19 protein-coding genes are annotated in these 21,479 nt (G+C 70.2%); 8 read left to right on the forward strand and 11 right to left on the reverse strand.

The window, feature by feature from the left end:
• Positions 1–8: 8 nt before the first annotated feature.
• From BM436_RS12855 to BM436_RS12865, 3 genes are read right to left on the reverse strand one after another with little or no spacing between them, the layout of a single operon-like run.
• Complete coding sequence (locus tag BM436_RS12855; RefSeq protein ID WP_093555922.1) at positions 9–851, reverse strand: HDOD domain-containing protein; 843 nt, start codon at positions 849–851, stop codon at positions 9–11.
• Positions 830–1,153 carry a hypothetical protein gene (locus BM436_RS12860; protein ID WP_093555923.1) on the reverse strand — a complete coding sequence of 108 codons (324 nt, stop codon included), beginning with the start codon at positions 1,151–1,153 and terminating at the stop codon, positions 830–832. Before BM436_RS12860 ends, BM436_RS12855 begins: the two co-directional genes overlap by 22 nt.
• Positions 1,150–3,771 carry an EAL domain-containing protein gene (locus tag BM436_RS12865; RefSeq protein WP_093555924.1) on the reverse strand — a complete coding sequence of 874 codons (2,622 nt, stop codon included), beginning with the start codon at positions 3,769–3,771 and terminating at the stop codon, positions 1,150–1,152. The genes BM436_RS12860 and BM436_RS12865 overlap by 4 nt, the downstream gene beginning before the upstream one ends.
• A gap of 145 nt (positions 3,772–3,916) precedes the next feature.
• Here BM436_RS12865 and BM436_RS12870 point away from each other — a divergent pair, with 145 nt between their 5' ends.
• Both BM436_RS12870 and BM436_RS12875 read left to right on the forward strand, forming a co-directional pair.
• Positions 3,917–4,471: a glycine zipper domain-containing protein gene (locus BM436_RS12870; protein WP_093555925.1), complete on the forward strand. Its 555-nt coding sequence runs from the start codon at positions 3,917–3,919 to the stop codon at positions 4,469–4,471.
• A gap of 177 nt (positions 4,472–4,648) precedes the next feature.
• Positions 4,649–5,011, forward strand: coding sequence for a hypothetical protein (locus BM436_RS12875; protein WP_093555926.1), 363 nt, complete (start codon positions 4,649–4,651; stop codon positions 5,009–5,011).
• Between the two features lie 14 nt (positions 5,012–5,025).
• Here BM436_RS12875 and BM436_RS12880 read toward each other — a convergent pair whose 3' ends face one another.
• The 7 genes from BM436_RS12880 to BM436_RS12910 all read right to left on the reverse strand — a co-directional run bounded on the left by BM436_RS12880 (position 5,026) and on the right by BM436_RS12910 (position 11,287).
• Entirely contained in the window at positions 5,026–5,907 is an 882-nt protein-coding gene (locus BM436_RS12880; protein ID WP_093555927.1) for a universal stress protein, read from the reverse strand.
• A gap of 92 nt (positions 5,908–5,999) precedes the next feature.
• A complete protein-coding gene (locus BM436_RS12885; protein WP_093555928.1) occupies positions 6,000–6,365 on the reverse strand; it encodes a TraR/DksA family transcriptional regulator in 366 nt (121 codons plus the stop codon).
• 55 nt (positions 6,366–6,420) lie between these two features.
• The gene (locus tag BM436_RS12890) at positions 6,421–6,864 is read right to left on the reverse strand and encodes a hypothetical protein (RefSeq protein WP_093555929.1); all 444 of its coding nucleotides are present in this window, start codon (positions 6,862–6,864) and stop codon (positions 6,421–6,423) included.
• On the reverse strand, positions 6,861–7,724 hold the full coding sequence (locus BM436_RS12895) for a hypothetical protein (RefSeq protein WP_143133103.1): 864 nt from the start codon (positions 7,722–7,724) through the stop codon (positions 6,861–6,863). The genes BM436_RS12890 and BM436_RS12895 overlap by 4 nt, the downstream gene beginning before the upstream one ends.
• Before the next feature lie 71 nt (positions 7,725–7,795).
• A complete protein-coding gene (gene otnI, locus BM436_RS12900; RefSeq protein ID WP_093555931.1) occupies positions 7,796–8,566 on the reverse strand; it encodes a 2-oxo-tetronate isomerase in 771 nt (256 codons plus the stop codon).
• Between the two features lie 282 nt (positions 8,567–8,848).
• The gene (locus BM436_RS12905) at positions 8,849–10,285 is read right to left on the reverse strand and encodes a DEAD/DEAH box helicase (RefSeq protein ID WP_093555932.1); all 1,437 of its coding nucleotides are present in this window, start codon (positions 10,283–10,285) and stop codon (positions 8,849–8,851) included.
• A 219-nt stretch (positions 10,286–10,504) separates the two neighbouring features.
• On the reverse strand, positions 10,505–11,287 hold the full coding sequence (locus BM436_RS12910; protein ID WP_093555933.1) for an inositol monophosphatase family protein: 783 nt from the start codon (positions 11,285–11,287) through the stop codon (positions 10,505–10,507).
• A 186-nt stretch (positions 11,288–11,473) separates the two neighbouring features.
• On the opposite strand from BM436_RS12910, the gene BM436_RS12915 reads away from it, so the two are divergent.
• Entirely contained in the window at positions 11,474–12,226 is a 753-nt protein-coding gene (locus BM436_RS12915) for an RNA methyltransferase (RefSeq protein WP_093555934.1), read from the forward strand.
• On the opposite strand, the gene BM436_RS12920 is transcribed toward BM436_RS12915, so the two are convergent.
• Entirely contained in the window at positions 12,227–12,925 is a 699-nt protein-coding gene (locus BM436_RS12920) for a DUF8198 family protein (RefSeq protein WP_093555935.1), read from the reverse strand.
• Between the two features lie 137 nt (positions 12,926–13,062).
• On the opposite strand from BM436_RS12920, the gene BM436_RS12925 reads away from it, so the two are divergent.
• The 5 genes from BM436_RS12925 to BM436_RS12945 all read left to right on the forward strand — a co-directional run bounded on the left by BM436_RS12925 (position 13,063) and on the right by BM436_RS12945 (position 21,473).
• Entirely contained in the window at positions 13,063–13,566 is a 504-nt protein-coding gene (locus tag BM436_RS12925) for a hypothetical protein (RefSeq protein ID WP_307665338.1), read from the forward strand.
• The gene (locus BM436_RS12930; RefSeq protein WP_093555937.1) at positions 13,563–15,224 is read left to right on the forward strand and encodes a GMC family oxidoreductase; all 1,662 of its coding nucleotides are present in this window, start codon (positions 13,563–13,565) and stop codon (positions 15,222–15,224) included. The genes BM436_RS12925 and BM436_RS12930 overlap by 4 nt, the downstream gene beginning before the upstream one ends.
• Before the next feature lie 11 nt (positions 15,225–15,235).
• Positions 15,236–16,150, forward strand: coding sequence for an alpha/beta hydrolase (locus BM436_RS12935; RefSeq protein WP_093555938.1), 915 nt, complete (start codon positions 15,236–15,238; stop codon positions 16,148–16,150).
• A gap of 165 nt (positions 16,151–16,315) precedes the next feature.
• Positions 16,316–17,812, forward strand: a complete 1,497-nt coding sequence (locus tag BM436_RS12940) for a PAS domain-containing sensor histidine kinase (RefSeq protein ID WP_307665340.1) — start codon at positions 16,316–16,318, stop codon at positions 17,810–17,812.
• 13 nt (positions 17,813–17,825) lie between these two features.
• Entirely contained in the window at positions 17,826–21,473 is a 3,648-nt protein-coding gene (locus BM436_RS12945; protein ID WP_093555939.1) for an EAL domain-containing protein, read from the forward strand.
• Positions 21,474–21,479: the final 6 nt, after the last annotated feature.

Consider the following 21,479-nt stretch of genomic DNA (forward strand, 5'->3'; position numbering starts at 1 on the left):
TCTCTCCTTCAGTGAACCAGAATCCGGCACAGGTCGCCGAACAGGCGTTCGGTCTCGCCCAGCACCTGCAGGCAGGCCGCGTCGTCCAGGCCGGCGGCGCGCCAGGCCGCCGGCGACAGCGGCGGCGCCAACTCGTCGTCCTCGCCGCCCAGGTCGAGCGCGTGGGCGAAGGCGTTGGCCAGGTGGATCGCCAGGGCCAGCGTGCGCGCCGGCGGCGCCGCGCCGGGCCAGGCGTGGTGGGCGGCCACCGCCTCCTGTATCTGCGGCGGGAACTTCCAGCGCGCCGCCAGCGCGCTGCCGACGGCGGCGTGGTCGAAGCCGAACACGGCCGCCTCGGCCTCGGCCACTTGGCAGTCCCGCGCGCGCCGGTGGCGCACCGCCTCCCGGTACACGTCCGGGTAGCCGGTGGCCAGCACCAGCGTGCCCAGGTCGTGCAGCAGGCCGGCCGTGAACGCGGTGTCCGGCTGCTGGTCCAGGTGGCGCGCCAGCGCGCGGGCGCAGGCGGCGGTGGCCACCGAGTGGCGCCAGAACGCGGCCAGGTCCAGCTTCGCGGCGGGATCGGGCGCGAAGCCGCCGGTGATGGCGCAGGCCGTCACCAGGGTGCGCGTGCTGTGCAGGCCCAGCACGGCCACCGCCTGCTGGATGGTGGTGACCTTGGCCGGCATGCCGTAGAACGAGGAGTTGGCCAGGCGCAGCACCTTGGCCGCCAGCGCCTGGTCCAGCGCGATCTTGCCGGCCAGCGCGTTCAGGTCGACGTCGTCCTGGTCCATGGCCGACATCAGCTCGCTGACCACCGCCGGCAGCGAGGGCAGGTTCTGGACGCGCACGATCACTTCGTCGATGGTGGGCATGGCGGCTCCTGGCTACGGTACAAGGTGAGCAGGCGTTGCAGCTCGCCGCCGCCGTGGCGGAACAGGTGGCGCAGCCGTTCGGCGCGCCGCGCCAGCTCCTCCGGCGACGGCGGCGCCGGCGCCTCGTCCGCGCCGGCCACCACGCAGGACGGCACGCCGCGCCGGCGCAGCGCGGCCAGCGTGCCCTCGGCCAGCACGGCGCCCTCGGGCAGCAGCACCGCGCCGTGGCCGTCGCACAGCGGCGCGGCCAGCACCATGCCGGCCTCGGCCAGCTCCAGCGGGATCTCGCGTCCGCCGCTCATGGCGCCGCCTCGCACCGGCTGAGCGCGATCAGGCTGCCGCGGGAAGCCGAATGCTCGCCCATCGGGTAGGCCATCACCGCGTAGCGCACGCCGTCGAACTCGGCCTCGTGGACGGCGGCCGGCGGCGCGCCGTCGGCCGGGAACAGTTGCGGCAGCACCGCGCCGGCCTCGTTGCCCAGCAGCGCGCCGCCGCGCCGCAGCAGCCGGTCGGCGGCCGCGTTGACGAAGGCGATCATGCCGCCGTCGTCCATGCCGATCACCGGCAGCGGCAGGTGCTGCAGCAGCTCGCGCGCCACGTGCAGGCTGACCTCGCCATGGCTGAGCTGCTGCTGCTGTTGCCGCAACACGTCCTCCATGCGCCGGTTGGCGGCGGCCAGGCCGTGGTTGGCGGTGCGCAGCTCCAGGTTCAGGCGCTCGTTGTCGTCGGCGATCTCCTTGAGCCGGAAGGCGTCGGCGATGTGGCCGCGCAGCAGTTCGTCCTCCCACGGCTTGGTCAGGAACTTGTAGATCGCGCCCTCGTTGACCGCGTCCGTGACCGACTGCAGCTCGGTGTAGCCGGACAGCATGATGCGTATCGTGTCCGGATACAGCTCCTTGGCCTTGCGCAGGAAGTCCGCGCCCAGCATGCCGGGCATGCGCTGGTCGGACACGATCACGTCGACCGGGTGCTGGGCCAGCACCTCCAGGCCCTCCTGGCCGCTGTTGGCGGTGTACAGCGTGTAGCCGTCGCGGCGCAGCAGGCGCTTGAGGGCGGAGATGATGTTCTGCTCGTCGTCCACCAGCAGCAGGGCGCGGCGCTGCTGCTGGATGCGCAGCAGCTGGGGCGGCAGGCTGCGCCGCTCGCGCAGCAGTTCGCGCACCGCGTCGGCCGCCAGCGGCGGCGCGAAGAAATAGCCCTGGATCAGGTCGCACATGTGGCGCCGCAGGAAGTCGCACTGGGCCTCGGTCTCCACGCCCTCGGCCGCGACCTGGATGCCGAGGTGGTGCGCCATCGCGATGATGGTCTTGGACAGCGCGGCGTCGCCGCTGTCGGTGACGATGTCGCGGATGAAGGCGCCGTCGATCTTGACCGCGTCGAAGGGGAAGCGCTTGATGCAGCTGAGCGAGGAGTAGCCGGTGCCGAAATCGTCCAGCACCAGCGCCACGCCCAGCGCCTTCAGCTCGGCCAGCGTGCCGCCGGTGGCGTCCGGGTCGTGCAGCAGCACGCCCTCGGTGATCTCCAGCGCCAGGGCCGACGGCGGCAGGCCGAACTCGGCCAGCGTGGCGGCGGTGGCGGCGGCGAAACCGCGGTCCAGAAACTGCTTGGGCGAAACATTGACGGCCACCCGCACCGGCGCCAGGCCGGCGTCGCGCCACTGGCACAGGTCCTGGCAGACGCGGCGCAGCACCCAGGCCCCGATCGCGTGGATCAGCCCGGTCTCCTCGGCCACCGGCACGAAGCGCTGCGCCGGGATCAGCCCCAGCGCCGGATGTTGCCAGCGCACCAGCGCCTCCAGGCTGGCCACCTCGCCCGTCTGCAGGTCGGCCAGCGCCTGGTATTGCAGCTGCAGCTCGTCGCGCAGCACGGCCAGCCGCAGCGCCGACTCGATGCCGATGCGCTCCAGCGTGCGGTGGTTCATCTCGGACGAGAAGTACTGGTACTTGCCGCCGCCCTGTTCGCGCGCGCGGGCCAGCGCCATGTCGGCGTAGCGCAGCAGCGAGGCGCCGTCCTTGCCGTCCTGCGGGCACAAGGTGACGCCGATGCTGGCGCTGGCGTGCACCGCCGGGGCGCCGGGCTGGCCATCGGCCTGGCCCGCCGCCTGGCCGTCCAGCTGGAACGGCGGGGCCAGCGCGGCGAACACGTTCTCGCACACCGGCGCCACGTCGGCGGCCGAGCGCACGTCCTCCAGGATCACCACGAACTCGTCGCCGCCCAGCAACGCCACCGTGTCGTGCGGGCGCACGGCGGCGCGCAGCCGCTGGGCCACGCCGGCCAGCAACTGGTCGCCGGCCGCGTGGCCCAGGCTCTCGTTGACCAGGTGGTAGTTGTCGACGCCCACGCACAGCAGGCCCAGCATGTCGTTGTGGCGCAGCGCGTGCTGCATGGCCTGCTGCAGGCGGTCGATGGCCAGGTCGCGGTTGGGCAGGCCGGTCAGCTTGTCGTGGGTGCGGTGGAAGGCCAGGCTGGCCTCCTGCTCCTTGAGCGCGGTGACGTCGGTGGCGATGCCCACGTAGTGGGTGACGACGCCAAGGGCGTCGGGCACGGGGGAGATGAACAGGTCGTTCCAGAACGGCGTGCCGTCCTTGCGGTAGTTGCGCACCACCACGTGCGCGTCCTGGCGGGCGGCGATGGCCTGGCGCAGCGCGGCCAGCGCCGGCTGGTCCTGGTCGTCGCCCTGCAGGAAGCGGCAGTTGCGGCCCAGCAGCTCGCCGAGCGGGTAGCCGGTCATGGCGCAAAAGGCCGGGTTGGCGTACATGATGGGCATGTCCGGCGCCGCGGCGTCGGCGATCATCACGCCGTTGCTGCAGGCCGACAACGCGCGGTTGGACAAGGCGTCGGGCAGCGCCTGGCGTGGGTCGTCGGCGCCGGCGCCTTGCGGCGCGCGGTCCCGGGCGGCGGGCGTGTCATCCATATCCATCAGGCATTCCTGTCGACTAGGTAGCGGACTGGCTCGGTGTTGCTGCGTTTTATTATACGGCGAGCCGAAGCCAGCGTGCGCCACCGAACGGAAAGGCGGCGCGGGCCGGCGCAAGCTGGAGCGTCATATCTCTCAGGAGCGCATCATGAGCAAGATCATTGCAGGCCATTTCCAATTGCAGGATGAAATCGACCAGGCGCGCGACGCGCTGATCGCCGAGGGCTTCCCCGAGCGGGACATCAGCGCCTTCTTCGTCAATCCGCCGGGCCAGCACGACACCTTCGAGCTGGGCGGCGACCGCGACAAGTCGCCCGGCGCCAAGGAGAGCGACGTCGGCCTGGCCAAGGGCGTGGCCACCGGCAGCGCGGTGGGGGCGGTGGTGGGCGCCGTGACGGCGCCGGTGACGGGGCCGCTGGGCGCGGTGGTGGGGGCGCTGGTGGGCGGCCACGTCGGTTCGCTGTACAGTTTTTCGCACATGAAGGAGGCGGGCGAACCGGAGCAGGGCAGCATCGCCAACCAGGTCCAGCAGCGGCCGGCCGGCATGATGATAGGCGTCGCCGTGGCGCCGGGGGACGAGCAGCGCGCGGCCGCCATCCTGCGCAGCGTGGGCGCCCACCACGTGGAGCAGGCCGAGGGCACCATCACCGAGGGCGACTGGAAGGACTTCAATCCCCTGTCGCTGCCGGTGCCGGCGGGCTGAGGCCCGGCCGCCCGCCGCCGCCCGCCGCCGCGCGCGGCCGCGATCCGGGCCGCGCGCGGCGGCGAGTCGCGCAGCCCGCCTCAAAGTTGCTACAATAAAAATACCAATACTGCGGCGGCCAGGCACCGGTGGCTTATTCCCCGGCACAAGGCGGACGCGTTGACTAGGGGAGCGGCTATGACACAGGCATGGGTAGTGCTCACGCGCCCGGACGGCCGCGACGTCCCGGCGCCGACCGAGGCGCAGCTCGCGGCGGCGCTGGCCGAGGTCTACAGCGGCGCGGCGCGCTCGCCGGACGGCGGTCCCGGCAGCACGGTGTTGCGCTTTGGCTACGACGACGGCCTGATGTACGAGGTGGAGGTGGCCAGCGGCGGCGACATCTGTTTCGCCGAGTGGTCGGACCGCGATTGCGAGATCGCGCTGGCCGGCCCGCGCAGGATGGCCGGCGCACCGCAGGCCGAGGCGCTGCAGCTATGGAAATGGCTGGCGCAGCGCCAGGTCGCCAAGATCCGCAACCAGGCCTGGCAGTCCGGGGGCTAGCCGGCCGCGCGCCGCTAATGCGCCATGAACACCGGCACCGTCATGCTCTCCAGCACGGTGCGGGTGGCGCCGCCCAGCAGCGTTTCGCGGAAGCGCGAATGCCCGTAGGCCCCCAGCACCATCAGGTCGCACTCCTGCTCGGCCGCCAGCGACAGCAGCGCCTCGCCGGTGCCCGACGGCCGTTTCAGCACGCCGCTGCGCTGCGTCTGCCGCACCAGGATGACGGCGTCGACGCCGTGGCGCGCCAGGTATTGCAGCAGGTCCGCGCCGGGCGACTCGCCGTGCAGCGCCTTTTCCGTGTCCGGGTCGAACACCGCGATCCACACCGCGTCGGCCCGCTTCAACAGCGGCAGCGCGTCGCTGACGGCGCGCGCGGCCTCCTTGCTGGCGTTCCAGGCCACCAGCACGCGCCGCGCCGGCGCGTGCTGGCCGCCGGCCGGCCGCGGCGGGCCCGCGTAGGGCACCACCAGCACCGGCCGCCCCGAGTTGGTCAGCACCTGGGCCGGGAATTCGCTGCCGGCCGAGGTCGACATATGCTCCGGGTCGGCCTGGCCGATCACCACCAGGTCGGCGTGGCGCGCGAGCAGGCTCAGGCCGGCGCCGGGATCGTCGTCCACCACGCGTTGTTCCAGCGATTGCAGGCCCAGCCGCTGCACCAGCGGCGCGAACTGCTCCAGCGAGCGGTTGGCGCGCTCGCGCAGGAAGTTCAGGTGCAGCGCCAGGTTGGGGTCCTGCTCGTCGAGGATGGCGTTCTGGTACAGCGCGCGGGAAATGCCCGTCATCGCCACGCCCAGCAGGTGGCCGTCGTCCAGCAGGGCGAGTTCGACGGCATAGCGGATGCGCTCGGCGACGCGCGGGGCGTCGTCGACGTGCACCAGGATGGATCGGTAGGACATGCTGCGCTCCCGGCGAGTGGGCCTGGCTTGATTATAGGCCCGCGCGGCGCCCGGCGGGCACACGGTAGCGGAAGGCGGGACGGGCGGCGGCGTCAGCGGGGAGGGCGGCCGGCGCGTTCCAGCCGTGTCTGGCAGGCGATGCAGAGCACCGCGTCCGGACGCGCCTGCAGGCGCGAGTAGCCGATGTCGCCGCCGCAGCTCTCGCACTCGCCATAGCCGCCGTCGTCGAACTTGGCCAGCGCGTGCTTGAGCGCGCGCAACTGGGCCAGCTGGTGGCCGGCCGTTTCCTGCTGCAGCTGGTTCATGGTGCGGTTGCTGGCGCTGTCGGCCGGCGAGGTCTCCACCTCCTCGACCGCCGGCCCGACGCCGGCGGCGGCCAGCTGTGCCTGCAGCTCTTGCGCGCGCTGTTCCAGCGCGGCGCGCAGGGCCGCCAGTTCCGATGTGTTCAATCCGTTCATCGCCATGCTCCTCTTCCCGTCATGGTAGAGGAGAGTGCGGCGCGCACGATTGAAATTATGCGCGGTCCTCCTTGACGCGGGCGAAATGGTCGCGCAAGTCGCGCACCGCGGCGGGCAGCTTCTCCGGCTTGCCGGCCGCGATCGCGGCGGCCAGCCCCAGCACGCCGGCGGCGACGCCTGCCAGGTCCTGCGCCAGCGCGGCGTGGCGGATGCGGCGCCGCGCCACGGCGGCCAGGTCCAGCAAGTCCTGGCGCGCCGTGCCCAGCCCGGCGGCGGCCAGCCGCGCGGCCTGCACATACAGGCCGTTGGCGTGCTGGCGCAGTTCCACCTCCTGGTCGAACAGGGCCTGGGCGGCGTCGTGGCCGAGGCCCGGCCCCGGCGCGCCGCCGGGCGGATGCTCGCGGATGGCCTTCATGATGCGCGCGTGCAGCTCGTCGGCGCAGGCGGAAATGCTGTCGGCCAGGGTGGCGATGTCGCCGGCGCTCAAGACCTCTGTCATGGCAGTTCTCCAGTCGCAATGGATGGTTCCAGCGCCAGGGCGGCGCCCCGCAGGTGGCGGTGGGCGCCGGCCACGGCGACGCGCGCGCCGGCATCGGCGGGCCGGTCCAGGTGCGCCAGCAGGGTCCGGTGGGCGTCCGCCACGGCGGCCACGTGCTTGGCCGCCAGCGTGTGGCGCAGGCCGATCAGCCGGTATTCGCTGGCCTTGGCCTGGCGGTGGGACTTGGCCAGCGCCGCCAGCAGGCGCTCGCGCGGCGTGTCGGCGTAGGGGATTTCCACGTCCAGCATGCCCAGCACCATGTCGCGCTCGTTGTCGCTGCTGCCGTCGTAATAGCGCAGCAACAGCTGCATCGCCTCCAGCAGCGCCGCCACCTGCTCGCCGCCGTCGCGCACCATGGCCCGCGCGGCGCGCTCCTGGTAGGGCTCGGTGAAGGCGCGCGCCAGCAGCCGCGTCAGGCCGACATGGGCGTTGACGTGGCGGTCGGTGAGCCCGGTGCCGGGCAGGGCCTTGACGCCCGCGCCCAGTTCCTGCAGCGGCCGGTCCAGGCTGAAGCGCTCGCCGTCGGCCAGCGCGGCCAGCGTCCGCAGGTAGAGCGCCAGGGTGTCGTGGATGGCCATGAAATCGGCGTGGGCGGCGCGCCGCTGCGCGTCGGCGGCGCGCTCGCGCTGGTCGGCGCCGGGCGACAGGTAGGGGCGCAGGCGCGGATAGGTTTCGCGGAAGCGCTGGGTCAGGTCCGCGTAGCCGCCCAGCCTGGACGACTCGGCGGCGAACTCGCGCACCTCGCGCAGGCGGGGATTGCTGGCGCAGCCGCACAGGACGGCGGCCAGCAGCGCGGCCGCCAGTGGTCTCGGCAATCTCATGGTCCTCTCCTCGACGGGTGAGGACTTATCTTGCTCCACGTAAATCCGGCTGATCTTGCGCCGGCGCAAGATCAGCGCGGCAGCCAGCCCAGTCCGGCGGCGGTGCCGGCGAGCGGCTGATATTCGCAGCCGACGTGGCCGTCGTAGCCCAGCTCGTCGAGCAGCTTGAACAGGAAGGGATAGTTGATCTCGCCGGTGCCGGGCTCGTGGCGGCCGGGCGTGTCGGCCAGTTGCAGGTGGCCGATCAGCGGCAGGTTGGCGCGGATGGTGTTGGCCAGCTCGCCCTCGGCGCGCTGCATGTGGTAGATGTCGTACTGCAGGAGGATGTTGGGGCGGGCGCAATCCGCGATGACAGCTAGCGCCTGGCGGCTGCCGTTCAGGAAATAGCCCGGCATGTCGTAGGCGTTGATCGGTTCGATCATGACGGCGATGCCGTGTTCGTGGCAGCGGTCGGCGGCGTATTGGAGGTTGGCGACATAGGTCTCGCGGGCGCGTTCCGGCGCCAGGCCGCCGGGCATGAAGCCGGCCATGCAATGCAGGCGCGGCGCGCCCAGGTCCGTCGCGTACTCGATGGCCAGCCGCACGCCGTCCTGGAACTCGTCCGCGCGGCGGGGATCGCAGGCCATGCCGCGGTCGCCGGCCGCCCAGTCGCCGGGCGGCATATTGTGCAACACCAGGCGCAGCTGGTGGCGGCGCAGGCGCTCGGCGATCCGCTCCGACTCGTAAGCGTAGGGAAACAGGAATTCGACGGCCTCGAACCCCGCCTCCCTGGCGGCGGCGAAGCGGTCCAGGAACGGCAGTTCGGTGAACAGCATCGACAGATTGGCGGCGAATTTAGGCATGGCTCCCCCGGCGGGCTAACAAGACAGGCCGACATGCTAATCCAAAACGCCCTCAAACGCAGCCCGCCGCCAAATTACCCCAGGGGTAAATCCCAAAGCGCCCAGGGCTATTTTTCCCGCGGAGCAAAAATGGCCCTGGGCGGTTTTCGTGGTTTTTCAACGCGGGGGCGGGGGACGCGGGGGCGTCGCGGGTAGGAACGGGGGCGGGACGTGAAAATGGCCCTGGGCCGATATTTCCGCTCGGGAAAATCAGCCCAGGGCCATTTTTAGGGGGGGGCCGGGTTAGCGGCCGCGACCGCCGGAGCGGTGGGGTGGGGCCGAACGGGGGGCGTTGCGGTTGCCGCCCGGCGCCGCCGGGGCGCGGCCCGCGCCGCCGCCACCGCCGCCGCCAGCGCCGCCGCCACCGCCGGTCGCGCTGCGGGGCTTGGCGGCCGCCGTCGCGCCACCGCCGCCGGCGGGCTTGCCGCGGCCATTGCCACCACCGCCGCCTCCGCCGCCACCCTGGCGCGGGTTGCGGTGCTGGCCGCCGCCGCTGCGCAGCTGGATCGGCTGGGCGCGCGCGTTCGGGTCCGGCTCGAAGCCGGGGATGACTTCACGCGGCAAGCTCTGCTTGATCAGCTTTTCGATGTCCTTCAGCATGGTGTGCTCGTCCACGCACACCAGCGACACCGCCTCGCCCGTGGCGCCGGCGCGGCCGGTGCGGCCGATGCGGTGCACATAGTCTTCCGGCACGTTCGGCAGGTCGTAGTTGACCACGTGCGGCAGCTGGTCGATGTCGATGCCGCGGGCGGCGATGTCGGTGGCCACCAGCACCTGCAGCGTGCCGTCCTTGAACTCGGCCAGCGCGCGGGTGCGCGCGGTCTGGCTCTTGTTGCCGTGGATGGCCATGGCGCCGATGCCGTCCGCGCCCAGTTGCTCGACCAGCTTGTTGGCGCCGTGCTTGGTGCGCGTGAACACCAGCACCTGCGTCCATTTGTGCGTGCGGATCAGGTGCGACAGCATCGGGTGCTTCTTGTCGCGGTCGACCGGGTGGATCTTCTGGGCGATGATCTCCACCGCCGAGTTGCGGCGCGCCACCTCGATCATGGCCGGGTTGTTCAGCAGGCCGTCGGCCAGCGCCTTGATCTCGTCCGAGAAGGTGGCCGAGAACAGCAGGTTCTGGCGCTTGGGCGGCAGCGCCGCCAGCACCTTCTTGATGTCGCGGATGAAGCCCATGTCCAGCATGCGGTCGGCCTCGTCCAGGATCAGGATCTCGACCTTGCTCAGGTCGACGGTCTTTTGCATCATGTGGTCGAGCAGGCGGCCCGGCGTGGCGACCAGGATGTCGACGCCGTGGCGCAGCAGCTTGATCTGCGGGTTGATGCCGACCCCGCCGAAAATCACGGCCGAGTTCAGCTTCGTGTATTTGCCGTACACGCGCACGCTTTCCTCGACCTGGGCCGCCAGCTCGCGCGTCGGCGTCAGGATCAGGGCACGGATCGGCCGCGCCGAGGTCGTGTTGCCCAGCTTGGCGCCGTTGGCGTCGGTGGACAGGCGGTGCAGGATGGGCAGCGTGAAGCCGGCCGTCTTGCCCGTGCCGGTTTGTGCGCCGGCGAGCAGATCACCACCGTTCAGCACGGCGGGAATCGCTTGCGTCTGGATCGGAGTGGGCGTGGTGTAACCGGTTTCGGCAACCGCGCGGACAATCGCGTCAGACAGACCAAGTGTGGAAAATGACATATTAACTTTTGGTTAAGATCAAGCCAGGGCCGGATGGGCTGACGGGCTTATCGGTTTGCTAAGGGGAGCGGCGATAGACTGTTGATGGTGCCGCTAATCGGGGAGTATAGCAGCCATTTCGCGAATCTATTGCGACGTGGAAACTAAAAAGGGGCGGTCGCCCCTTTTATTTTGTAACAAAGTTACCGATACTCGGGTAATCTTTGCAACTTGATATCGTTACGCGAACTCGGCCAGCAGGCCGATCATCTGGCCGAACACCTTCGGGCTGCCGGCGATGACGTTGCCTTTGTGCAGGTAGTTCGATTCGCCGTTGAACTCGGCGATGATGCCGCCGGCCTCCGACACCAGCAGCGCGCCGGCCGCGATGTCCCACGGCTGCAGGCCCTTCTCGTAGAAGCCGTCCAGGCGGCCGCAAGCCACGTAGGCCAGGTCCAACGCGGCGGAGCCGGCGCGGCGCACGCCCTGGCTGCGCTCGGCCATGATGCCGTACATCTTCAGGTATTCGTTCAGCGCGGACGGGCTGCCGGTCTTGTAGCCGGTGCCCAGCAGGGCCTTGCCGACGCGGTCCAGGTTGCCCACGCGGATGCGCTTCTCGTTCAGGTAGGCGCCGGCGCCCTTGGTGGCGGTGAACAGGTCGTTGCGCACCGGGTCGTAGACCAGGGCCTGGGTGATGACGCCGCGCTGCTGCAGCGCGATCGAGATCGCGTACTGGGGGAAGCCGTGCATGAAGTTGGTGGTGCCGTCCAGCGGATCGATGATCCACAGGTTCTCGATCTCGTCGTTCACATTGGCGGAAGCGCCCGATTCCTCGGCCAGGAAGCCATGGTCGGGATAGGCCTTGCTCAGCACCTCGATGATCGCCTGCTCGGCGGCCTGGTCGACGTCGGTGACGAAGTCGTTGTGCTGCTTTTCATTGACGATCACGCGATCGAGGTCGAACGAGGCGCGGTTGATGACGGCGGCGCCGCGGCGGGCGGCTTTGATCGCCGTGTTGAGCATTGGGTGCATGAGAGCTTCCGTAAAAAGACGCCCGTGCCGCCGGGGCGCGTGGCTGCCCGGAGGGTTGGCGTGTGAACAAGTATGAGAAAGAGCGAGCGGGCGCCGGAAAATCGTTAGAATGCGGGGTTGGAAGCGGAGCTCCACCCACCCACACCATTTTCGCGCGCGCGAATTGCGCTATTTTAAATGAACCTGCCCCAAAATACAGCGTCTATCTTTCATCGGCTACGAATTATCCTGGTTGAAACTAGCCGGCCAGGCAATATTGGCTCGGTGGCAAGGGCGATGAAAACCATGGGATTCGGCGAACTGGTGCTGGTCAATCCGCGCTTCGAGGGGGCCGTCGGGCACGAGGAGGCGGTGGCCTTCGCCAGCGGCGCGCAGGACATCCTGGCCGGCGCGCGCGTCGTCTCCAGCATGGCCGAGGCGCTGGAGGGCGTCAATTTCGCGGCGGCGGTGTCGGCCCGGCTGCGCGAATACTCGCCGCCGGTGCACACGCCGCGCGAGGTGGCCGAACTGGTGGCGGCCGACGGCGACCTGAGCGCCGCGCTGATCTTCGGCAACGAGCGCTTCGGCCTGCCCAACGAGATCGTGGAGCAATGCAACGCCTTGATCAACATCCCGGCCAACCCGGACTACTCGTCCTTGAACCTGGCGCAGGCGGCCCAGGTGCTGGTCTACGAATGCAGGATGGCGGCGCTGTCGGGCCAGCGCGCGGCCAGCGCGGTCGGCTTCCAGGGCGAGGCGGCCAGCCTGGCGCAGATCGAGGGCATGTACCAGCACCTGGAGCGGGCGCTGGTCGAGATCGGCTTCCTGGACGCGTCCAACCCGCGCAAGCTGATGCCGCGCCTGAAGCGCCTGTTTTCCCGCGCCAAGCTGGAAACGGAGGAGGTCAACATCCTGCGCGGCATCGCGCGCCACATCATGGAGCGGAAGTAGTCAGTCCAACTCGAACGGCGCCGGGTGGCGCGCGTACAGCCGCTCCAGGATGGCGCGCTCGCGCCGCACGATGGTGTCCACGAACTCCCGCGGCTTGCGCATGCGCTTGAAGGCGCTGAAGCCCCGCTCCAGGAATTGCTGCAGATTGCCCAGCCCGGCCAGCCGCGCGGGACGCCGCATCAGCACCAGCGTGCCGTGCAGCATGGGCACGCGCACCAGTTCGCTCAACGAGTCGCCCAGGGCCTGCACCAGGTCCAGCTGCCGCTCGCGGTCGGCGCGCTCCATCGCCTCGCGGTAGGCTTCTATATAGTCGGCCTCGCCGAAGGCCGGTCCCAGCAGGCGCGCCATGGCCGTGTCCAGCCGCTCGGCCAGCGCGTCCAGCCGCATGGCCTCGGTGATGGTTTGCAGCGCGTCGGCCGGCAGCACCTTTTGCATGGTGGGCGCGATGCGCTCCAGGTCGGTGTCGCGCTGGCTCAGGTCGTGCGTGCCGTACAGTTCATCGAGGAAGAACATGACGGCCGCGTGGCTGTCGCGGTCGTCCAGCAGGTCGGCGTGGGTGGCGGCGAGGCGCCGGGACTGGAAGGTCTTCAGCGCCAGCCGGGCCGCGCGCAGCGCCGGATCGCCGCCGTCGGCCTGGCGTTCCAGCCTGGCCTCGCGCAAGCGCTGTTCAAGCGGACTCGGGTTGCTCTTTTTCTTCATAACCGGCTTTTTACCAGAACTCGCTAGACGGGGCGCTCTATTTTTATCGTCCGGACGTGCTATTCCATTGACGTACACTGAACGACTACGATAAAAACGATGGGGGCTCCGCGGACATGGGCACACGCAGGTCATTCTTGAAATACGGCGTCGCCGGCGCGGCGCTGCTGGCCGCCGGCGGCGCGCTGTACCGCACGGCGGCGGGACCGTCCGCGCCCGGCCGCTACCTGCTGGACGGCGAGGCGCGCGCGGTGCTGGCCGCGATCGCGCCGGCCATCGTCGGTCCCATGCTGCCGTCCGGCGCGGCCGACCGCGCGGCGGCCGTGGCCCGCACGGTCGATGGCGTGCAACAGGCGATCGCCAGCCTGCCGCTGGCCACCCAGCGGGAGGTGCGCGACCTGTTCGGCCTGCTGGCGCTGGCGCCCGCGCGGCGCTTCCTGGCCGGCGTGCCGGCCGCCTGGGGCGAGGCGTCGGTGGCGCAGGTGTCGGCCTTCCTCCAGGACTGGCGCACCCACCGCCTGGCCATGCTGCAAACGGCCTACCACGCGCTGCACGACCTGGTGCTGGGCGCCTGGTACGCCGATTCCTCCAGCTGGGCCGGCATCGGCTACGCCGGTCCGATCAAGGAGCTGAGCCAATGAGCGGCGACAACGACAAACCCGTGATTCCCGACCCCATCCGCGCCGGCTTGGCCGCCGGCTGGCGGGTCACCGACTGCGCCACGCTGGAGCGCGACCGCGCGCTGGAGGCCGACGTGGCGATCGTCGGCAGCGGCGCCGGTGGCGGCGTGACGGCCGAGATCCTGACCCGGGCCGGCCTGAGCGTGATCATCGTGGAGGAGGGCGCGTTGAAGTCCTCCAGCGACTTCAAGATGCGCGAGGCGGACGCCTATCCCGCGCTGTACCAGGAGGCCGGCGCGCGCAAGACGCGCGACAAGGGCATCAACATCCTGCAGGGCAGGACGGTGGGCGGCTCCACCACCGTCAACTGGACCTCCAGCTTCCGCACCCCGCCCGCCACGCTGGCGCACTGGCGCAAGCACCACGGCCTGGCCGACTATTCCGAGCAGGCGCTGGCGCCGTGGTTCGCGCAGATGGAGCGGCGGCTGCACATCGGCCCCTGGGACGTGCCGCCCAACGAGAACAACGACCTGCTCAAGCGCGGTGCCGCCAAGCTCGGCATTCCCACCGCCGGCATCCGCCGCAACGTGCAAGGCTGCTGGAACCTGGGCTATTGCGGCATGGGCTGCCCGACCAACGCCAAGCAGTCCATGCTGGTGACCACCATCCCCGCCGCGCTGGGCGACGGCGCCGCGCTGCTGACCCACGCGCGCGCCGAGCGCCTGGTGCTGAAGGGCGGCCGGGTCGACCACCTGGTGGTGGCCGCGCTGACGGCGGACGGCCTGGAACCCACCGGCAAGCTGGTCACCCTGCGCGCCAAACACTACGTGGTGGCGGGCGGGGCGATCAACTCGCCGGCGCTGCTGCTGCGCTCGGGCGCGCCGGATCCCCACGGCCTGCTGGGCGGACGCACCTTCCTGCATCCGACCGTCATCTCGGCCGGCCTGTTCGAGCAGCGCGTGGACGGCCACGCGGGCGCGCCGCAATCGATCTATTCCGACCATTTCCTGGACTCCGTGCCGGTGGGCGGGCCCATCGGCTACAAGCTGGAGGCCCCGCCGCTGCACCCGCTGCTGCTGTCGACCACGATGGCCGGCTTCGGCCAGGCGCACGCGGACCAGATGCGCCAGTTCCCGCACATCCACGGCCTGCTGGCGCTGCTGCGCGACGGCTTCCACCCGGAGGCGGCGGGCGGACGCGTCGAGCTGTCCGGTCACGGCGCGCCGGTGCTGGACTACCCGATCACGCCCTTCATCTGGGACGGCGTGCGGCGCGCGCTGCTGACCATGGCCGAGATCCAGTTCGCCGCCGGCGCCCGCAGCGTCACGCCGGTGCACGAGATGGCCGGCAGCTACACCAGCTGGGCGCAGGCGCGCCAGGCCATCGCCGCGCTGCCGTACCGGACGCTGCTGACGCGCGTGGTGTCGGCCCACGTGATGGGCGGCTGCGGCATGGCGGCCGACGCGCGCGGCGGCGTCACCGATCCGCGCGGCCGCTACCGCGGCGTGGCCAACCTGTCGGTGCACGACGGCTCGCTGTTCCCCACCTCCATCGGCGCCAATCCGCAGTTGTCGATCTACGGCGTGACGGCGCGGCTGGCCACGCAGCTGGCCGCCGACCTGGGCGGAAAAGCGGCGCCCCCCGCGGCCACCGCGTCCATCCCCATCCGGGCCGCCTGAGGAGAACCGCCATGTCGCGCCGCCTGTTGATGATCGTGATGCTGGCGCAGCTGGCCTTCGCGCTGGCCGTCGCCTGGCTGGTGCGGCGCTGGTGGCCGCAGGGCGGCTGGATGGCCGGCCTGGCGGCGGGGCTGGCCGCCGTGGTGCTGGTGCGGCTGGGAATCTCCGTCAACAACTTCTGGATGGCCTGGCGCGCGCGCAGCGACACGCCGGCCCACCACGCGCTGGGCCCTGGCGCCAGCCTGCGCCTGTTCGCGGACGAGTTCAGCGCCTCCATGCTGACCAGCTCCTGGCACATGCTGTTCCCGGGCCGCGACCTGTATCTGGCCAAGTCCCCGGCCGACGCGCCGCCGGTGCTGCTGCTGCACGGCTACGGCTGCAACCAGGGCTACTGGGCGCAGTTGGCCGCGCTGCTGCGCGGGCGCGGCGTCAGCCACCTGGCGCTGGACCTGGAACCCATCGCCGGCAGCATCGACGACTACGCGCCCGCCATCGAGGCGGCGTTGCGGCGCCTGTGCGAGGCCACCGGCCAGGCGCGCGCCGTGATCGTCGCCCACAGCATGGGCGGCCTGGCGGCGCGCGCCCACCTGCGCCGCTACGGCGCGGACCGGGTGGCGCGCGTGATCACGCTGGGCACGCCGCACCACGGCACCGCGCTGGCCGACCTGGGCCCCGGCCTGAACGCGCGCCAGATGCGCCGCGGCTCGCCCTGGCTGGCGGAACTGGCGGCGTCCGAAAGCGCTGTCATCCGCGCACTGTTTGTTTCATTCTGGTCACACCACGACAACATCGTCGCGCCCCAGGACTCGTCCTTCCTGCCCGGCGCGCGCAACGTGGAGTTCGGCGGCATAGGCCACGTCGCCCTGGGGCGCCACCCCCGCATTTTGCAAGCCGTGCTGGATGACCTGGCGCAAATCGGACGCTGATTCCGATTGCGCGACACACGATAGACATGCTGAAAATCGTTAGGTAGACTGTATTGAGAACGAGCAATACATAGGGCTCGTCAAAATGTCCGAACCGGTGACTATTGGTGAGAATTCGCGCACCTTGTTGCTGTATGGTTATTGTATGCGCCTCAAGCACAGGGCATGACGATGGCAACCGACTTCGCTAAGCTGATCCTGGACGAAACGCCCGACGCCGTCATCGTCACGGCGACGGACGGCCAAGTGCTCTGCTGGACGCGCGGCGCGCAGGCGGTGTTCGGCTACGGCGAGGCGGAGGCGCTGGGCCGCGCGCTGTCGGAACTGACGGCGCCGCCCGACCTGGCCGGCGGCGACGCCGCCATCGCGCGCGAGGCCCTGGATCGCGGCTGCGCCTATTTCGAATCGCTGCGCCGCGGCCGCGACGGCGCGCTGGTGTACATCGACGGATCGGCCAAGGCCGTCGTCGACGCGGCCGGCCGCGCCACCCACCTGCTGTGGAACCTGAAGGACGTGACGCAGCTGAAGGTGCTGCGCGACGCCAAGCTGCTGGACGCGCGCTTCGGCCACGTGCTCGAATCGACGCCGGACGCCATCATCATGGCCAACGCCGGCGGCCGCGTGGTGCTGGCCACGCGCCAGGCGCACGAGATGTTCGGCTACCGGCAGGGCGAGCTGCGCGGCAAGCCGCTGGAGCTGCTGATGCCCGAGCGCTTCCGCGGGCCCCACGCGGCGCACCGCGACCAGTATTTCGCCGGCCCGCAATTGCGGCCCATGGGCGCCGGACGCGAGCTGTACGGCCTGCGCAAGGACGGCGGGGAGTTCCCGGTCGAGATCAGCCTGAGCCCGATCCGCACCGAGGAGGGCACCTTGATCATGAGCGCCATCCGCGACATCACCGAGCGCAAGCGCATCGAACAGGCGCTGCAGGAGAAAAACGTCGAGCTGGGCAACGCCAACCAGGCCAAGGACCGCTTCCTGGCCAGCATGTCGCACGAACTGCGCACGCCGCTGAACGCCATCATCGGCTTCACCGGCACCATGCTGATGAAGCTGCCCGGCCCCATCAATGTGGAACAGGAGCGTCAGTTGCGCACCATCCAGGGCAGCGCGCGCCACCTGCTGTCGCTGATTAACGATTTGCTTGACCTGACCAAGATCGCTTCGGGTAAAGTGGAGTTGAACGCGGAAACCCTGGGGTGCCACGAACTGATCGCCGAATTGCTGGGCGTGTACCGCCCGCAGGCGCAGCACAAGGGGCTGACGCTGGACTACGCGGCGCCGGAGCGGCCGGTGCGGGTGTGCTGCGACCGCCGCGCGCTGGCGCAGATCGTGGGCAACCTGCTCAACAACGCCATCAAGTTCACCGACGCCGGCCACGTGCGCGTGGCGCTGGGCCGCGCCGAGGTGGACGGCCGGCGCTGCGCCACGGTCAGCATCAGCGACACCGGCGTGGGCATCGCCCAGCAGGAGCAGGACATGCTGTTCCAGGCGTTCAGCCAGATCGACAACGGCTCGACGCGCCAGTTCGAGGGCACCGGACTGGGGCTGCACCTGAGCCAGAAACTGGCCCAGCTGCTGGACGGCCGGATCATGTTTGAAAGCCGCTACGGCGAAGGCAGCGTGTTCACGCTGGCCGTGCCGCTGCAAGAGATGAATTAACCGGGAGTGGAACGTGGCAGCGCGCATCCTTATCATAGAAGACAACCCGACCAACATGGAGTTGATGGTGTATCTGCTGAACGCCTTCGGCTACACACCGCTGATGGCGCACGACGGCGAGGAGGGGGTGGAGACGGCGCGCCGCGAGCGCCCGGACCTGATCATCTGCGACGTGCACCTGCCCAAGCTGGACGGCTACGGCGTGGTGGCGCAACTGAAGAGCGACCCGGCGCTGCGCCCGATCCCGGCGCTGGCGGTGACGGCGCTGGCCATGGTGGGCGACCGCGAGCGCCTGCTGGCGGCCGGCTTCGACGGCTACATCGGCAAGCCGATCGAACCGGACACCTTCGTCACCCAGATCGAGTCTTTTTTGCCGGGGGAGACGTCGCCCCCGGCTAAAAACGACGTCTCCACCATCCTCATCGTCGACGACCACGTGCTCAACCGCGAATTCCTGATGACCCTGCTCGGCTACGGCGGCCACCGCCTGCTGGAGGCGGCCAACGGCGCCGAGGGGCTGAAGATCGTCAACGCCGAGCGGCCCGACCTGGTGATCTCGGACATCCTGATGCCCAACATGGACGGCTACGAGTTCGTCACGCGCATGCACAGCAATCCCGACTCCGCGCACGTGCCGGTGATCTTCTACACCGCCACCTACCGCGAGCGCGAGGCGATGGCGGTGGCCGAGGCCTGCGGCGTGCGCTGGGTGCTGCCCAAGCCGTCGGACCCGGACGTGATCCTGCGCACCGTGCACGAGGCGCTGGGCGTGGCGCCCGAGGAGACCGAGCTGGTGCCGGTGTTCGCGCCCGAGCCGCCCAGCGCGGGCCGCTTCATGGACATCGACCACAAGATGGCCGAGTACCTGGGCGAGCTCGAGTCGAGCAGCCAGCTGATCAGCCGCATGGCCAGCAACGGCAACGGCCACGACGGCGACCCGTCCGACGCGCAGGGCGAGCACCTGAACCAGATGACGGAGCGGCTGTCGCGTTCCCTGTCCAGCCTGCAGGCGGTGAGCCTGCGCCTGACCGCGCTGATCGAGCTGGGCATCGAGCTGGGCGCCGAGCGCGACCCGCAGGCGCTGATCGAGATCGGCTGCCGGGTGGCGCAGAACATCTGCGTCTCGCGCTACGCCTGCATCGGCGTGCTGGAGCCGGGCGCGCAGGAGCTGAGCTACTTCGCCGCCTGCGGCGTGGGCCAGCAGGCGCGCCTGATCGCGGCCACGCCGCGCGCCGGCGTGCTGGCCGGGCTGCTGGACCAGCGCATGCCGGTGCGCATCGACGCGCTGCCGGGCGCGCCGGAGGCCATCGGCCTGCCGGCCGCGCATCCGCCGGTGCACTCCTTCCTGGGCGTGCCGATCGCCTCCAGCGAGCGCACCCACGGCTGGCTGTACCTGGTCGACAAGCTGGGCGCCGACAGCTTCAACGAGGTCGACGAGCGGGTCGCCGTGACGGTGGCCGCGCAGGTCGCGGTGGCCTACGAGAACCTGCAGCTGTACGAGCAGATCAAGCACCACCACCAGCAGCTGCAGCTGGACATGAACGCCCGCATCCGGCTCGACGAGGACCTGCGCCGCTTCCGCCTGGCGATGGACGCCACCGCCGACGCCATTTTCCTGGTCGACCGCGCCGGCATGTGCTTCGTCGACGTCAACGCCACCGCCTGCCGCATGCTGGGCTATCTGCGCGAGGACTTCCTGAAGGTGGGGCCGCACAAGTCCGGCCAGGCCGAGCTGTCCAAGCTGGAGGACCTGTACGACAAGCTGCTGGCCGGCGACCAGAGCGGCGCCATGGCCGAGCTGTTGCTGCAGCGCAAGGATGGTTCGCCCTTGTCGGTGGAGGTGCAGCGCCGCACGCTGCGCTCCGGCCAGAGCTGGATCCTGGTGGCGGTGGCGCGCGACATCACCGAGCGCAAGGAGGCCGAGCAGCGCCTGCTCAAGCTGGCCCACTTCGACACGCTGACCGGCCTGCCCAACCGCAGCCAGTTCTACGATTCGCTCAGCCATTCGCTGCAGCAGGCGGCCGAGCACCGCTGGGCGCTGGCGGTGCTGTTCCTGGACATGGACCGCTTCAAGAACATCAACGACACGCTGGGCCACACCATCGGCGACGAGCTGCTGCGCCAGTTCTCCAGCCGGTTGGTGGACTGCCTGCGCGTGCGCGACACCATCGGCCGCTTTGGCGGCGACGAGTTCGCCGCCATCCTGATGCTGCCCGAGGGCGCGCAGAACGCCATCGCCGTGGTCGACAAGATCCGCGACGCGATGCGCCGCCCGTTCGACCTGAAGGGCCACGAGGTGACCGTCACGGCCAGCATCGGCATCTCGGTGTTCCCGGACGACGGCCAGGACGCGGACACCCTGATCCAGTACGCCGACACCGCCATGTACCGCGCCAAGGAGGCCGGGCGCGACGCCTTCCGCTTCTTCACCGCCGAGATGAACGCGCAGTCGCTGGCGCGGCTGGACATGGAGAACGCGCTGCGGCGCGCCATCGACAACGGCGAGTTCATCCTGTACTTCCAGCCCAAGGTCGACATCGCCACCGGCCGCATCAGCGGCGCCGAGGCGCTGATCCGGTGGAAGCGGCCCGGCCACGGCATGGTGTCGCCGGCGCTGTTCGTGCCGCTCTTGGAGGAGACCGGGCTGATCGTGCGGGTCGGCACCTGGGTCATCCACGAGGCCTGCCGCAAGATCGCCGAGTGGGGCAAGACGCGCGTGGGCGCGGTGCACCTGTCGGTCAACGTGTCCGGCATCCAGTTCTTCGTCGGCGGGCTGGAGGAGGAGGTCATGCGCGCCATCAAGGAGCACGACATCGCGCCCGAGCTGCTCGAGCTGGAGCTGACGGAAAGCTCGCTGATGTCGAACGCCGAGGAGACCATCACCGTGCTGCAGAACCTGAAGGCGCTCGGCATCCAGATCTCGATCGACGACTTCGGCACCGGCTACTCCTCGCTGGCCTACCTGAAGCGCTTCCCGATCGACAAGCTGAAGATCGACATCGCCTTCGTGCGCGAGGTGACCAGCAACCCGGACGACGCGGCCATCGTGCTGGCCATCATCAACATGGCGCACAGCATGAAGCTGCACGTGATCGCCGAGGGTGTGGAGAAGGACGCGCAGCTGTCCTACCTGCGCCGGCACGGTTGCGACGAGATGCAGGGCTACTACTTCAGCCGCCCGCTGCCGGAGGACGAGTTCGAGGCCATGTTGAGGGAGGGCAGGTTCCTGCAGGCGCCGGCCGAGGAGACCCAGGTCGAGCAGCAGACATTGCTGATCGTGGACGACGACCACTTCATGCTCGACGTGCTGAGCGACTTCCTGGCGCAGGACGGCTACCGCATCCTCACCGCGCAGACGGCGGCCGAGGGCTTCGACGTGCTGGCGCGGCACCGGGTGCAGGTGATCCTGTGCGACCAGTGCATGCCCCTGATGAGCGGCACCGAGTTCATGGAGCGCGTGAAGAACCTGGCGCCGGACACCTTCCGCATCATGCTGTCGGCCTACGCGGACCTGACGCCCATCATGGCCGCCATCAACCACGGCGCGATCGACCGCTTCTACACCAAGCCGTGGAAGGGCGCGGTGCTGCGCGAAAACATCCGCGAGGGCTTCCGGCTGCACGCGCAGCTGCACGGCCAGCCGCCCAAGGCGGCGGCCTGACGCCCG

The sequence above is a fragment of the Pseudoduganella namucuonensis genome, assembly GCF_900116645.1.
GTDB lineage: Bacteria > Pseudomonadota > Gammaproteobacteria > Burkholderiales > Burkholderiaceae_D > Rugamonas > Rugamonas namucuonensis.

Bases quoted from the DNA above. Each gene is read 5' to 3' on its own strand.
- BM436_RS12855 (WP_093555922.1), bottom strand. From the start codon at position 851: ATGCCCACCATCGACGAAGTGATCGTGCGCGTCCAGAACCTGCCCTCG.
- BM436_RS12860 (WP_093555923.1), bottom strand. From the start codon at position 1,153: ATGAGCGGCGGACGCGAGATCCCGCTGGAGCTGGCCGAGGCCGGCATG.
- BM436_RS12865 (WP_093555924.1), bottom strand. From the start codon at position 3,771: ATGGATATGGATGACACGCCCGCCGCCCGGGACCGCGCGCCGCAAGGC.
- BM436_RS12870 (WP_093555925.1), top strand. From the start codon at position 3,917: ATGAGCAAGATCATTGCAGGCCATTTCCAATTGCAGGATGAAATCGAC.
- BM436_RS12875 (WP_093555926.1), top strand. From the start codon at position 4,649: ATGACACAGGCATGGGTAGTGCTCACGCGCCCGGACGGCCGCGACGTC.
- BM436_RS12880 (WP_093555927.1), bottom strand. From the start codon at position 5,907: ATGTCCTACCGATCCATCCTGGTGCACGTCGACGACGCCCCGCGCGTC.
- BM436_RS12885 (WP_093555928.1), bottom strand. From the start codon at position 6,365: ATGAACGGATTGAACACATCGGAACTGGCGGCCCTGCGCGCCGCGCTG.
- BM436_RS12890 (WP_093555929.1), bottom strand. From the start codon at position 6,864: ATGACAGAGGTCTTGAGCGCCGGCGACATCGCCACCCTGGCCGACAGC.
- BM436_RS12895 (WP_143133103.1), bottom strand. From the start codon at position 7,724: ATGAGATTGCCGAGACCACTGGCGGCCGCGCTGCTGGCCGCCGTCCTG.
- otnI (WP_093555931.1), bottom strand. From the start codon at position 8,566: ATGCCTAAATTCGCCGCCAATCTGTCGATGCTGTTCACCGAACTGCCG.
- BM436_RS12905 (WP_093555932.1), bottom strand. From the start codon at position 10,285: ATGTCATTTTCCACACTTGGTCTGTCTGACGCGATTGTCCGCGCGGTT.
- BM436_RS12910 (WP_093555933.1), bottom strand. From the start codon at position 11,287: ATGCTCAACACGGCGATCAAAGCCGCCCGCCGCGGCGCCGCCGTCATC.
- BM436_RS12915 (WP_093555934.1), top strand. From the start codon at position 11,474: ATGAACCTGCCCCAAAATACAGCGTCTATCTTTCATCGGCTACGAATT.
- BM436_RS12920 (WP_093555935.1), bottom strand. From the start codon at position 12,925: ATGAAGAAAAAGAGCAACCCGAGTCCGCTTGAACAGCGCTTGCGCGAG.
- BM436_RS12930 (WP_093555937.1), top strand. From the start codon at position 13,563: ATGAGCGGCGACAACGACAAACCCGTGATTCCCGACCCCATCCGCGCC.
- BM436_RS12935 (WP_093555938.1), top strand. From the start codon at position 15,236: ATGTCGCGCCGCCTGTTGATGATCGTGATGCTGGCGCAGCTGGCCTTC.
- BM436_RS12940 (WP_307665340.1), top strand. From the start codon at position 16,316: ATGACGATGGCAACCGACTTCGCTAAGCTGATCCTGGACGAAACGCCC.